The organism is Rhodoferax sp. (assembly GCF_011391645.1).
GTDB lineage: Bacteria > Pseudomonadota > Gammaproteobacteria > Burkholderiales > Burkholderiaceae_C > Rhodoferax.
Genome location: NZ_JAABQC010000005.1, coordinates 1 through 12888, shown reverse-complemented (window position 1 = coordinate 12888; position 12888 = coordinate 1). Strand labels below are relative to the sequence as shown.

The 12888-nt window shown below is 61.9% G+C and carries 11 protein-coding genes and 3 tRNA genes; 12 read left to right on the top strand and 2 right to left on the bottom strand.

Going from position 1 to position 12888, the window contains the following annotated elements:
* Positions 1–59 precede the first annotated feature (59 nt).
* The 9 genes from folC to GPS82_RS01385 all read left to right on the top strand — a co-directional run bounded on the left by folC (position 60) and on the right by GPS82_RS01385 (position 7197).
* On the top strand, positions 60–1379 hold the full coding sequence (gene folC, locus GPS82_RS01425) for a bifunctional tetrahydrofolate synthase/dihydrofolate synthase (protein ID WP_296490327.1): 1320 nt from the start codon (positions 60–62) through the stop codon (positions 1377–1379).
* Positions 1380–1396: 17 nt separating this feature from the next.
* A complete protein-coding gene (locus GPS82_RS01420; protein ID WP_296490325.1) occupies positions 1397–2140 on the top strand; it encodes an SPOR domain-containing protein in 744 nt (247 codons plus the stop codon).
* A gap of 16 nt (positions 2141–2156) precedes the next feature.
* Positions 2157–2645, top strand: coding sequence for a CvpA family protein (locus GPS82_RS01415; RefSeq protein ID WP_296490323.1), 489 nt, complete (start codon positions 2157–2159; stop codon positions 2643–2645).
* Between the two features lie 29 nt (positions 2646–2674).
* Entirely contained in the window at positions 2675–4174 is a 1500-nt protein-coding gene (gene purF / locus GPS82_RS01410) for an amidophosphoribosyltransferase (protein WP_296490322.1), read from the top strand.
* Between the two features lie 2 nt (positions 4175–4176).
* Positions 4177–5400, top strand: coding sequence for an O-succinylhomoserine sulfhydrylase (locus tag GPS82_RS01405; RefSeq protein WP_296490320.1), 1224 nt, complete (start codon positions 4177–4179; stop codon positions 5398–5400).
* Entirely contained in the window at positions 5397–6782 is a 1386-nt protein-coding gene (gene gltX, locus GPS82_RS01400; protein ID WP_296490318.1) for a glutamate--tRNA ligase, read from the top strand. Before GPS82_RS01405 ends, gltX begins: the two co-directional genes overlap by 4 nt.
* Before the next feature lie 63 nt (positions 6783–6845).
* A tRNA-Ala gene (locus tag GPS82_RS01395) sits at positions 6846–6921 on the top strand.
* A 34-nt stretch (positions 6922–6955) separates the two neighbouring features.
* Positions 6956–7031 (top strand) — tRNA-Glu (locus tag GPS82_RS01390).
* 89 nt (positions 7032–7120) lie between these two features.
* Positions 7121–7197 (top strand) — tRNA-Asp (locus tag GPS82_RS01385).
* A gap of 61 nt (positions 7198–7258) precedes the next feature.
* On the opposite strand, the gene GPS82_RS01380 is transcribed toward GPS82_RS01385, so the two are convergent.
* Positions 7259–8173, bottom strand: a complete 915-nt coding sequence (locus GPS82_RS01380; protein WP_296490316.1) for a DMT family transporter — start codon at positions 8171–8173, stop codon at positions 7259–7261.
* Complete coding sequence (locus tag GPS82_RS01375; RefSeq protein ID WP_296490314.1) at positions 8170–8664, bottom strand: methylated-DNA--[protein]-cysteine S-methyltransferase; 495 nt, start codon at positions 8662–8664, stop codon at positions 8170–8172. The genes GPS82_RS01380 and GPS82_RS01375 overlap by 4 nt, the downstream gene beginning before the upstream one ends.
* A 183-nt stretch (positions 8665–8847) precedes the next feature.
* Here GPS82_RS01375 and GPS82_RS01370 point away from each other — a divergent pair, with 183 nt between their 5' ends.
* Genes GPS82_RS01370 through GPS82_RS01360 form a run of 3 tightly spaced genes read left to right on the top strand, consistent with a single transcriptional unit; the run spans position 8848 to position 12646 of the window.
* Positions 8848–10230, top strand: a complete 1383-nt coding sequence (locus tag GPS82_RS01370; RefSeq protein WP_296490313.1) for a phosphomannomutase/phosphoglucomutase — start codon at positions 8848–8850, stop codon at positions 10228–10230.
* A complete protein-coding gene (gene waaC / locus GPS82_RS01365; RefSeq protein WP_296490312.1) occupies positions 10227–11279 on the top strand; it encodes a lipopolysaccharide heptosyltransferase I in 1053 nt (350 codons plus the stop codon). Before GPS82_RS01370 ends, waaC begins: the two co-directional genes overlap by 4 nt.
* Positions 11276–12646: a 3-deoxy-D-manno-octulosonic acid transferase gene (locus tag GPS82_RS01360; RefSeq protein WP_296490311.1), complete on the top strand. Its 1371-nt coding sequence runs from the start codon at positions 11276–11278 to the stop codon at positions 12644–12646. Before waaC ends, GPS82_RS01360 begins: the two co-directional genes overlap by 4 nt.
* Positions 12647–12888: the final 242 nt, after the last annotated feature.

Here is a 12888-nt window from a genome sequence, read left to right as displayed (position 1 = left end):
GCGGGAATTAAAGCGGCGGCGTGTGCCTGCTGTGGTGTGTCTGGTGGACAATTCGGCGCATGACGACATCAACGCCTCAAACCCTGCAAGACTGGCTCGACCACTGCGAACGCCTGCATCCCTCCACCATCGACATGGGTCTGGACCGCGTCCACACTGTGGCCCGGCGCATGGGTATTGCTTTCAATTGCCCGGTGATCACCGTGGCGGGAACCAACGGCAAGGGTTCGACCTGTGCCATGCTGGAGTCCATACTGATGCAGGCGGGCTACCGCACCGGGACCTACACCTCGCCACATCTGGTGAACTTTGAGGAGCGCCTGCGTTTGAATGGCGAGGCGGTCAAGGCGGCCGACCTGGTGGCTGCGCTGAGTCGGGTGGAAATTGCCCGGGTGCAGGACCATGATGTCATCTCATTGACCTATTTTGAATTCACCACGCTGGCCATTCTGGATGTGATGCGTAACAGCAAGCTGGAAGTCGTGATCCTGGAAGTCGGTCTGGGTGGCCGGCTCGACGCGGTCAACATCATTGATGCTGACTGCGCCATCATTACCAGCATTGATCTGGACCACACGGCGCTGCTTGGCAAAACCCGCGAGGCCATTGGTTATGAGAAGGCCGGCATCATGCGCACCGGCAAACCGGTGGTGGTGAGCGACCCGCTGCCGCCTCAGACCGTGCTTGACCGTGCGCTGGAAGTGGGTGCCGACCTGTGGCGCGTGGGGGTCGACTTCAATGTGACCGGCGACAAGCAGCAGTGGGGCTGGGCCGGACGTGGGCGGCGCTACAGCGGCATGGCCTACCCGGCGCTGCGTGGCGCCAACCAGTTGGTCAACGCGGCTGGTGTGCTGGCGGCGCTGACGGCCTTGCGCGAGCGCCTGCCGATCACCGCCCAGGCCGTGCGCAACGGCTTTGCCTTTGTCGATTTGCCAGGGCGCTTTCAGATTGTGCCGGGCCAGCCGAACCTGGTGCTTGATGTGGCGCACAACCCGCATGCGGCGGCGGCGCTGGCCGCCAACCTGGACGCCATGGGGTTTTTTCCGACCACGCACGCGGTGTTTGGTGCCATGGCGGACAAGGACATTGCCGCAGTGCTGGCGCGTCTCAATCCGATTGTGGACAAGTGGTATTTCACCAATTTGCCAACCGAGCGGGCCGCCCGCGCCACCGATTTGATGGCGCAATGGCAAGCCGCAAACACGCGCAAGGACTGTTCTGCCGAGGTCTGTGTCGATCCCGAGTCGGCCCTGCAGGCCGCGCTCGCCGTGGCAGACCCCGCTGATAGAATTGTGGTTTTCGGATCGTTCTTGACTGTGGGCGGTGTGCTCAAAGACGGCGTGCCCCAATTGCAGGCCAAGCATTTGCCCAACTCCTGATTCACACACTTATCTGCATGGACTTTTTCAAGTTTCGCAAAAAAGGCGATCCCGCCCCGAGCGCGTCGGTTCAGCCTGAGACTGTGGAGCGCATGCGCCAGCGCGCCAAACATCGCCTGATCGGGGCCAGCGTGCTGGTGTTGATTGGTGTTATTGGCTTTCCGCTGTTGTTTGACAAGCAACCCCGCCCCATCGCGGTGGACACCCCGATTGACATTCCCGACAAAAACAAAGCGCCGCCAATGGTGTTGTCAGACTCGCCTGCGCCCAGTGCGGCGGCTCCCGCACCGGCGGCGTCGGCACCACAGTCTGTGGTGATCACAGAGTCGGCAGAGCCGCCAAAAGCAGAAATAAAACCTGATCTCGGCAGTGCACAGGCACCGGCAGAGTCCGCGCCGTTGCCTGCCAAAAATGCGGGTGCGCAAGCAGTCAAGCCAGCGGCGAGTGCCATCACGGCGAAACCCAGCGACGCTGACAAAGCCAGGGCGCTGCTCGACGGCAAGGCGGCCGATGCGCAGCCGGTCGCCACCGAAGGCCGCTTTGTGGTGCAGGTGGGCGCTTTTGCCGACGCCGCGCGGGCGCAGGAAGTGCGTTTGAAGGTTGAGCGTGCCGGTCTCAAGACGTATACCCACGTGGCCGAGACCAAAGACGGCAAGCGCATTCGCGTGCGGGTCGGGCCATTCGCAGACAGGGCAGACGCTGAAAAAGCAGCAGAAAAAATCAAAAAGCTGAGTTTGCCCGCCGTCTTGCTGACGCTGTGACCGGTGGCGCATGACCATGGCTGCGCTGGACTGGATTTTTGCGACAGTATTGTTGCTTTCGGTCTTGCTGGGTGCCTGGCGTGGCCTGGTCTTTGAGGTTTTGTCCGTGCTGAGCTGGATTGCTGCCTTTGTGCTGGCGCAGTGGCTGGCGCTGGATGTGGCGAACTATCTCCCAATGAGCGGCTCCAGCGAGATGGTGCGTTACGGCGCTGGTTTTTTGCTGGTGTTTATTGCCACGGTGATGTTGGGCGGCCTGCTGGCCGCGCTGCTGAAGAAGCTGATGTCGTCGGTGGGTTTGCGGCCGGTGGATCGGGTGTTGGGGGCGGGTTTTGGCGCGCTTCGGGGCGTCTTGCTGCTGCTGTTGGGCACTGTGCTGGCCGCCATGACACCCTTCAAGTCCAGCCCCGCCTGGCATGAGTCCGTCGGCGTGGCCCTGTCCCTGAGCGTCATGCAGAACATAAAGCCCGCCTTGCCAAGTGAATTGGTGAAGTATTTGCCCGCTTGAGCGAGTCGTTGAAAAGTTAGGATAACTCTATGTGTGGAATCGTTGGTGTGGTCAGTAACGCGCCGGTCAATCAGCTGATTTACGACGCGTTGCTGCTGTTGCAGCACCGCGGCCAGGACGCCGCGGGCATCGTGACGCAGCAGGAGCGCAAGTTCTTCATGCACAAGGCCAAGGGCATGGTGCGCGACGCGTTTCGCACCCGCAACATGCGCTCCCTGCCGGGCAATTGCGGCCTGGGCCAGGTGCGCTACCCGACGGCGGGCAACGCCTTCAGCGAAGAGGAGGCGCAACCTTTTTATGTCAACGCGCCGTTTGGCATCGTGCTGGTGCACAACGGCAACCTGACCAACGCCCACGCCCTCAAGGCGGAGCTGTTCAGCACCGACCATCGACACATCAACACCGAGAGCGACTCCGAGGTGCTGCTCAATGTGCTGGCGCACGAAATTGGCGAGACCACCCGGGGTCTGCCTTTGAGCCCGAACGATGTGTTTGAGGCGGTGCGCAAGGTGCATCGGCGCATCAAGGGCTCGTACGCCGTGATCGCCATGATTGCGGGCCATGGCGTGCTGGCGTTTCGCGATCCGTTTGGCATTCGCCCGCTGTGCATGGGCGTGTCTGACGGCACCGTGATGCTGGCCAGCGAATCAGTCGCCATGGAGGGCACCAACCACAAGTTTGATCGCAATATCCAGCCGGGCGAGGCGGTGTTCATAGATTTGCAAGGCCAGGTGCACGCCCGGCAATGCGCCGATCATCCGGTGCTGAACCCCTGTATTTTTGAGTTCGTCTATCTGGCGCGTCCCGACTCGGTGATGGATAACATTTCGGTTTACCAGGCCCGCTTGAATCTGGGCGAAACCCTGGCCAAGCGCGTGATCTCGACGGTGCCGCCCAACGAGATCGACGTGGTCATTCCAATTCCCGAGTCCAGCCGCCCCAGTGCGGCTCAACTGGCCCAGTTGCTGGGCCTGCCCTACCGCGAGGGTTTTGTCAAAAACCGCTATGTGGGGCGCACCTTCATCATGCCGGGACAGTCGGTGCGCAAAAAGTCGGTGCGTCAAAAGCTCAACGTGATCGCCAGCGAGTTCAAGGGCCGCAACGTGCTGCTGGTGGACGATTCCATCGTGCGCGGCACCACGTCCAAGGAAATCGTGCAAATGGCGCGCGATGCCGGTGCCAACAAGGTTTACATGGCCAGCGCGGCGCCGCCCGTGCGCTATCCCAATGTCTATGGCATCGACATGCCCACCTCGGACGAGCTGGTGGCGCACAACCGCACGGTGGAGCAAATCCGCCAGATCATTGGTTGTGATGCCCTGATCTACCAGGATGTGGATGGCATGAAAAAAGCCATTGGTTCGCTCAATCCCGACATCAAGGATTTTGATGCGTCCTGCTTTGATGGCGTTTACGTAACCGGGGACATCACGCTGGAAGACATCGAGCGGCTCAACGCCAGCCGTGTCGGTGGTGATGAAAACCAGGAGGACACCTCCCGGCTGGCCCTGCCCAACCATGAAGACTGACCATGACCGCTAGACAACTCCCTGATAACCTGCACCGCGACACGCTGGCAGTGCGTGCCGGCATTGAACCCAGTCAGTACGGTGAAAACTCGGAAGCGCTTTACCTCACCAGCAGCTTTGTGCAGCCCGACGCCGAGACCGCCCGCAAGCGGTTTGCCAACGAGGAAGACGGCTACACCTACACCCGCGTTGGCAATCCCACGGTGACCGGCATGGAGCAGCGGCTGGCGGCGCTTGAGGGCACCGAAGCCGCGATGGCCACCTCGAGCGGCATGTCCGCCGTGCTCTTGCTGGGCATGGGCCTGTTGCGTGCCGGTGACCATGTGGTGTGCTCGCAGTCGGTGTTTGGCTCAACGCTGCGCCTTTTTGCGATTGAGTTTGCCAAGTTTGGCGTGGAAACCACATTTGTTTCCCAAACAGATGTGGCGCAATGGCGCGCGGCGCTCAAGCCCAATACCAAGCTTTTCTTTGCCGAAACCCCCACCAACCCGCTCACCGACATTTGCGACATCGCCGCGCTGGCCGAGCTGGCGCATGCGGCTGGTGCGCTGCTGGCGGTGGACAACTGTTTTTGCACCCCCGCGCTGCAGCGCCCGATTGAATTCGGCGCCGACTTTGTGATTCACTCCGGCACCAAATACCTGGACGGCCAGGGCAGGGTGGTGGCCGGTGCCATTTGCTGCTCGCACAAGTATGTCAACGACGTGTTCTGGCCGATCAACCGCACCGCCGGCATGGTGCTGTCGCCCTTTAACGCGTGGGTGGTCACCAAGGGCATGGAGACACTGGCGATTCGCATGCGCGCCCAGTGCGACAGCGCGCTCATCCTGGCCCAATGGCTGCAACAGCAACCCAACGTGGCGCAGGTCTATTACCCCGGCCTGGCCTCGCACCCGCAACACGAACTGGCGATGCGCCAGCAAAGCGGCCTGGGCGGCGCCGTGGTGTCGTTTGACGTGCGCGCCCGCGACGCCGAGCAAGGCCGCAGGCGCGCGTTTCATGTGATCGACAGCACGCTGGTGTGCTCGGTCACCACCAATTTGGGTGACACCAAAACCACCATCGCCCACCCCGCCACCACATCGCATGGCCGCCTGACCGAAGTGCAGCGCCAGGCGGCCGGCATTGGCCAGGGCCTGATCCGCATCGCTGTCGGTCTGGAATATCTTGACGACATCAAAGCTGACCTGACACGCGGCCTGCAACAACTCGACACCCTTTCATGACCAAAACCCGCACCCGCTTCGCCCCGTCGCCCACCGGCTTCATTCACCTGGGCAACATCCGCTCGGCCTTGTACCCGTGGGCCTTTGCCCGCTCGACCGGGGGCGACTTCATCTTGCGCATCGAGGACACCGACCTGGAGCGTTCCACCCAGGCCGCCGTCGATGTGATCATCGAGAGCATGAGTTGGCTCGGCTTGACTTACGACGAAGGCCCGTTCTACCAGATGCTGCGCATGGACCGCTACAAGGCGGTGCTGGCCGACATGGTGGCCGCAGGCCATGTTTACCCGTGTTACATGAGCATGGCCGAACTTGATGCCCTGCGGGAGGCCCAGACGGCCGCCAAGGAAAAACCGCGCTACGACGGCACCTGGCGGCCCGCGCCGGGCAAGACCCTGCCACCGGTTCCCGAGGGCGTGCAACCGGTGCTGCGTTTCAAAAACCCGCAAGGCGGCTCGGTGGTTTGGGACGACAAGGTCAAGGGCCGCATCGAGATCAGCAACGACGAACTCGACGACCTGGTCATTGCGCGCCCGGACGGCACGCCCACCTACAACTTCTGCGTGGTGGTGGACGACATCGACATGGCCATTACCCATGTGATTCGCGGCGATGACCACGTCAACAACACGCCGCGCCAGATCAACATCTTCAAGGCCCTGGGCAAAGAGCCGCCGGTGTACGCCCATTTGCCCACCGTGCTCAATGAACAGGGCGAAAAAATGAGCAAGCGCAACGGCGCCAAGCCGGTGACGCAGTACCGCGAAGAAGGTTACCTGCCCGACGCCATGGTGAATTACCTGGCGCGCCTGGGTTGGAGCCATGGCGACGACGAAATTTTCAGCCGTGCCCAGTTTCTGGAATGGTTCAACCTGGACCACCTGGGCAAGAGCGCCGCGCAGTTTGACGAAGCCAAGTTGCGCTGGGTCAACGCCCAACACATCAAGATCACCGCCGACGAGGTGCTGGCGCCGCTGGTGCAGGCGCAACTGCAAAAGCGCGGTATCGAAGCCGATGCGCGCTTGACCGGGATCTGTGCGCTGTTCAAGGACCGCTGCGACACCACCGTGGCTCTGGCTGACTGGGCGGCAGTTTTTTATGCCGACGTGCAGGCCGCAGAATCCGACCTGGCCTTGCATGTGACCGAGGCGGCCAAGCCTGCGCTGGCGATGCTGGCCGACAAGCTGGCCACTTGTGCCTGGGACAAGGCAGGCATTGGTGCCGCCATCAAGGAAGTGCTGACAGCTTGCGGCCTGAAAATGCCGCAGTTGGCCATGCCGGTGCGGGTGTTGGTGGTCGGTAACGCGCATACACCATCACTGGATCTGCTGCTGGCACTTTTTGATCGTGAAAAAGTCATCAGCCGCTTAAAACGGGCCTAAAAATAACGCTATAATTTGTGGCTTGGGAACAAACGCTGCTCTTAACAAAGCAGTTGTGGATTCGGGGGTATAGCTCAGCTGGGAGAGCGCTTGCATGGCATGCAAGAGGTCAGCGGTTCGATCCCGCTTACCTCCACCAAAGTTTTCAAGAATGACGGAAGTCCAAAGGTTATGACCCCATCGTCTAGAGGCCTAGGACACTACCCTTTCACGGTAGGTACCGGGGTTCGAATCCCCGTGGGGTCGCCAGTTTACTGAAAAGTAGAATGGCGCAAGTCGGTAACGGTTTGTCTGCAAAGACAGACGACTTGGCTCGCAAGAGTAAACGTTAGCTACCAGGAGTGGTAGTTCAGTTGGTTAGAATACCGGCCTGTCACGCCGGGGGTCGCGGGTTCGAGTCCCGTCCGCTCCGCCAGTTTAAAAGCCTTGCAATTCAATGAGTTGCAGGGCTTTTTGCTTTGTGGGCTGCCCCATGGTCAAACCGCTGGCACCTTCTGAAAGAGGTGTTTCAGCAATCCCATCGACAGAGCCGTGCCGCACAAAATGATGGTGCCGCAGATAAGCATCCAGGCAGTGACGGACTCGCCCAGAAACACCACGCCGTAAAGCACCGCGAAGACCGGAATCAAAAATGTGACCGTCAGCGAGCCTGCCGCGCCAACCTTGTCGATCAGGCGGAAAAACAGCACATAGGCCACGCCGGTGCACAACACGCCCACGGCCAGCAGTGCCAGCCAGGCGGTGGCGCTGGGCGCCTGGCTTGGCCACAACCACAGGGTGGGCAGCGCCAGCCCCAGGGTGGCCCCCATCTGGCTGCCGGCGGCAATCACCAGCGACGGCACGCCGCTCAAATAGCGTTTGGTGAAACTGGCCGATATGCCATAACACAGGCAGGCTCCCAGGCAGGCCAGCACCGCCCAGCCGGTCACCTGGCCAGAGGCATCGGGCTTGAAACTGGCCTTGCCCCAAGCCAGCATGGCGACACCGGCAAAGCCCACCAGCAAGCCCAGTACCTTCATGCCCTGGGGCCGGTCCTTTAGCCAGAGCCAGGCAATCAGGGCGCCAAACAGCGGCACAGTGGCGTTTAGCAGCGACGACAGGCCGGTGGTGATTGACAGCAAGGCATAGGAATAAAGGGCAAACGGGATGCCTGAATTAAGCATGCCCAGCACAAAGATCTTTTTCCAGTGCTTTGACAAGGCCTGCCATTGGCCGCGAAGCAGCAGCAAGGGCAACAAGAACAGCGCGGCAATGGCGACACGCATGCCGGCGGTGGGCAGCGCGCCAAATTCGGCTGCGCCCAAACGCATGAATAAAAATGAGGCGCCCCACAGTGCCCCCAGCAGCACAAACTCAGGCAGCCAGGATTTTGTCGGGTGAGGTGAATTCAAAGCGCGCCTTCAAGCTGCAGCAGGGCCACTTTTCGTTGCATGCCGCCCGAATAGCCTGTGAGTGCACCCTTGGCGCCGATCACCCGGTGGCAGGGCACCACGATGCTCAAGGGGTTGCGCCCTATGGCACCACCCACCGCGCGCACCGCCGACGGTTTGCCGATTGCTGTACTCACCTTCCCATAGCTGCAGGTTTGCCCAAACGGGATGTCAAGCAGCGCTCGCCACACCGCTTGCTGAAGCGAGGTGCCTGCGCTGAGGTCCAGCGGCAGGTCAAACTGACTGCGTTTTCCGGCGAAATAGTCGTTCAATTGGCGCGCAGCTTGCGCCAGCACAGCATGGTCAGGGTCGTGCGCCCAGTGGCTGGCGTCCGGACTATCGTCCTGCTCCTCGAACCACACACCAAAGAGGCCGTTGGGCCCGGCTGCCAGGCGGATGCTGCCCAGCGGGCTGTCGAGCGCTGCAGTCACAGCCGCGGTCGGATATTTCATCATGATTCAAGCTCCTTGCCCATGGGTCTCGGGCTTTAAAACAGTCCCGAATGATAAGCCTAGAAGCGCTTTCAAACGGGTCGCCCATGCCTGGCCGGGAACACGCTGCAGTCGCAGCCTCCCGCCTGAGGCCGCCTACAATTCACGCCACTCCAGGCCCAATGACCCACACAGGCGAACGCCATGCAACTCACACCTTCCATTTTCAAAGCCTATGACATTCGTGGCGTGGTGCCCGACACCATTGATGTGGCGGTGGCCGAAGCGCTGGGCAAAGCCTTTGGCACGGTGGCGTTGCGCGAAGGTCAAATGGCGGTGGCCGTGGGGCGTGATGGCCGCTTGAGCGGCCCTAGCCTGAGCGCCGCCCTGATGCGTGGCTTGGCGGCTGCTGGTGTGGAGGTGATCGATATTGGTCTGGCCACCACGCCCATGCTCTACTTTGCCGCCAACACCTTGTGCGCCAGCGGGATTCAGGTCACCGGCAGCCATAACCCCAAAGACTACAACGGCTTCAAGATGGTGCTGGCCGGTCGCGCCATTTACGGTGACGAGATTCAGGCGCTGCGTCGCATGATGGAATCCGAAAGCTGGGAACTGCGAGCCGGTGGCCAGATTCGCAGCGTCGACGTGCTGGCGGCTTACCAGGCGCGGATTGTGGGCGACATCAAGCTGGCGCGGCCGCTGAAAATTGTGGTCGATTGCGGCAACGGTATTGCGGGTGCGTCGGCGCCGGGCATTCTGCGCGCCATCGGCTGCGAGGTGACTGAACTGTTCAGCGAGGTCGACGGCAATTTCCCCAATCACCACCCCGACCCAAGCAAACCCGAAAACCTGCGCGACCTCATGGCCGCGCTTGAACAAGGCGATGCCGAACTCGGCCTGGCTTTTGACGGCGACGGTGACCGGCTTGGCATTGTCACCAAAGAGGGCAACACCATCTACCCGGATCGCCAGATGATGCTGTTTGCCCGAGATGTGTTGCAGCGCGCGCCGGGCGGCACGATTGTGTTTGACGTGAAATGTTCGCAGCAACTGGCCCCGACGATCGAGGCGGCCGGTGGCGTGCCGATGATGTTCAAGACTGGCCATTCGCTGATCAAGGCCAAGATGAAAGAAATCAACTCGCCGCTGGGGGGCGAGATGAGCGGCCACATTTTCTTCAAGGAGCGCTGGTATGGCTTTGACGATGGCACCTACGCCGGTTGCCGCCTGCTCGAAATTTTGAGCCAATCCCCCGATGCCAACGCGGTGCTCAACGCCTTGCCCACCAGCTTCTCCACGCCCGAACTCAACGTGAAATGCGCCGAGGGCCAGCCCCCGCTGTTGGTGGCGCAGTTGGTGGCCGCGGTCAACTTTGCCGCGCCGGCCACGCTCAACACCATCGACGGTTTGCGGGTGGACTGGCCCGATGGTTTCGGGCTGATTCGCGCGTCCAACACCACGCCGGTGCTGGTGCTGCGCTTTGAGGGCCACACCCCTGAAGCCTTGACGCGCATCCAGGCCGACATGATGGCGCTGTTGCGCCAGGTGCTGCCCGGTGCTGTGACCGACGAGGCCACGCATTGAAGATTTTGATCGTCAAGCTGTCATCGCTTGGCGACGTGGTGCACGCCATGCCGGCTGTGCAAGACATTTTGCGCGCGTTGCCAGAGGCACAGATTGATTGGGTGGTGGAGCGCGGCTTTGCGCCACTGGTGCGGCGCTGCACCGGGGTGCGTCGTGTGATTGCCTGTGAGCTTCGGCGCTGGCGCAAATCCCCATTGAGTCCGCCAACGCGTCATGCATGGAGCGTGTTCAAGGCCGAACTTCAGCAGGAGCCATACGACGCGGTGATTGATTTGCAGGGCCTGACCAAATCGGCGCTGGTCTGCTGGCTGGCCCGTTTAAGCCCGGGCGGCAAGCGGTTTGGCCTGGCCAACCAGACCGAAGGCTCCAGCTTTGAAGCGCCTGCCCGCTGGGTGGCCGATGTCGCCATCACGCTGCCGGCGCACATCCATGCCGTGACGCGCTCGCGCGAGCTGTGTGCCCAGGCGCTGCACTACCAACTGCCCGATGAACTGGTTTTTGGTCTCGTGCCGCAGCAAGATCAAATGGCCGTGAAAGCGCCGGCTCTTGAGCGGAATCTGCATGGCGTGGTGGCGCTGGTGCACGGCACCTCACGCGCAGACAAAGAATGGCCGCTGGCGCACTGGCGCGCGCTGGCGCAGCGGCTCAACAATGCCGGTTTTGGCGTGGCCTTGCCGCACGGCAGCCCGGCTGAACTGCAAGCCGCGCAACACATTGCCCAGGGCCTGGCGCACGCCCGTGTCTGGCCCGCCATGTCACTGGATGCGCTCACCGATGCGCTGGCCACTTGCACCGGTGTGGTCGGCGTGGACAGCGGGCTGAGCCATATCGCCGTGGCGCTGGATTTGCCGCATGTGCAGGTTTACAACTTTGACACCTCCTGGCGCACCGGCCCGCTGGCAGAGTCAGGCCTTGATGTTTGTGGGGCAGCCCCCACAACATCCCGACATTCCCCACGCCAGTGCAGCGTCTTTGCCCATCCCTACCCAGGGGTCGAGGCTGTCTGGCAGGCCTGGCTGAGCGTGCTGTCAAACGCGGCCAAGGCATGACGCGCTGGCTTTATTCCTGCCTGATGTGGCTGGTGCAGCCGCTGCTCAAACGCAAATTGCGGCGGCGCAGCGTGCTGGAACCGGTTTACGGTCACTTCATTGACGAGCGCTTTGGCCGCTACACCCATCCAGTGCCAACGCATGATGGTCCCACGGTCTGGCTTCACGCGGTGTCACTGGGCGAGACCCGCGCCGCAGCGGTGCTGCTTGCCGCATTGCGTGAACAGTTGCCGCAAATGCGCCTGTTGCTCACCCATGGCACGGCAACCGGCCGAGCAGAGGGTTTGACGCTTTTGAAAGAGGGCGACCTGCAGGCCTGGCAGCCGTGGGACACACCGGCGGTTGTGCAGCGCTTTCTGAGCCATTTCAAGCCCAACCTTGGCATTTTGGTGGAAACCGAGGTGTGGCCCAATCTGGTGGCGGGTTGCCAGCAAATGGGGGTTCCGCTGGTGCTGGTCAATGCGCGGCTCAGCGAAAAATCATTGAGGCGGGCACAGCGCCTGGGCTGGCTGGCGCGACCGACTTTCGCTGCGCTCCGCGCGGTCTGGGCGCAAACTGCGCTGGACGCGCAGCGGCTGCAGTCATTGGGTGCCAGGGTTCAGGGTGTGATGGGCAACCTCAAATTTGATGCTGCCCCTGACGCGGGCCAACTCGCCGCCGGCAAAGCCTGGCGGGCGCAACTGGTCAAGCCCGTGGTCATGTTTGCCAGTTCGCGCGAAGGCGAAGAGCAGGCGTTGCTGGAGATTTTGAGACAAGCCAGGCGCGATCAGCCCGCGGGCGGGCCACCTGCAAAGGTTGGGGAGTCTGCGGGAGCGGCGCCCTCGCCGCGATGGCCTGATGGTCTCGCCATGTCTGACACGGAAGAAGTGCAGTGGCTGATCGTGCCGCGCCACCCGCAGCGCTTTGACGAAGTGGCCGCGCTCATCGAGTCGCATGGATTTGCCGTGCAGCGGCGCAGCGGCTGGGGGCAGGGCGGGCCGGTTGCAGCGGCCGCCGGGAAGCCGTTGTTCTGGCTCGGCGACTCGCTGGGGGAAATGGCGCTGTATTACGGCCTGGCTGATGTGGCACTGCTGGGCGGCAGCTTCGAGCCGCTGGGCGGGCAAAACCTGATCGAAGCCGCTGCCTGCGGCTGCCCGGTGGTGATGGGGCCGCACACCTTTAACTTTTTGGAGGCGGCCGAGCAGGCGCTTGCAGCCGGTGCGGCGCTGCGGGTGTCAGACCTGGGCCAGGCGGTTGCCGGCCTGGGTGAGTTACTCTGTGACGACACCTTGGCAACTGCCCGCCAGTCCGCCAAGCGCTTTGCGCAATCCCATCAGGGCGCTGCACGTCGGCTGGTGGATGCCATGGTGCGTGAAATTGTCTTTTAAACTGGACAAACGATAGCCAATTGCCCATAACGTTGCCCCGAGGCCTTGGCAAAGCCGTCAAGGATTGCGTCCATCTCCAGGGCGGACCCGGAAGACCAGACACTGACAATCAAGCTATTTGCAGGCAAGGGCCAACTCCGGACTTACCCGGTTGCGGGGGAACTGAGGGAGTGCAAGCAGGCGGTAGTAGCTCATGGCCCATTGTTTTCATCCGGAAGATTTGATTTGATTGATCCAAATCA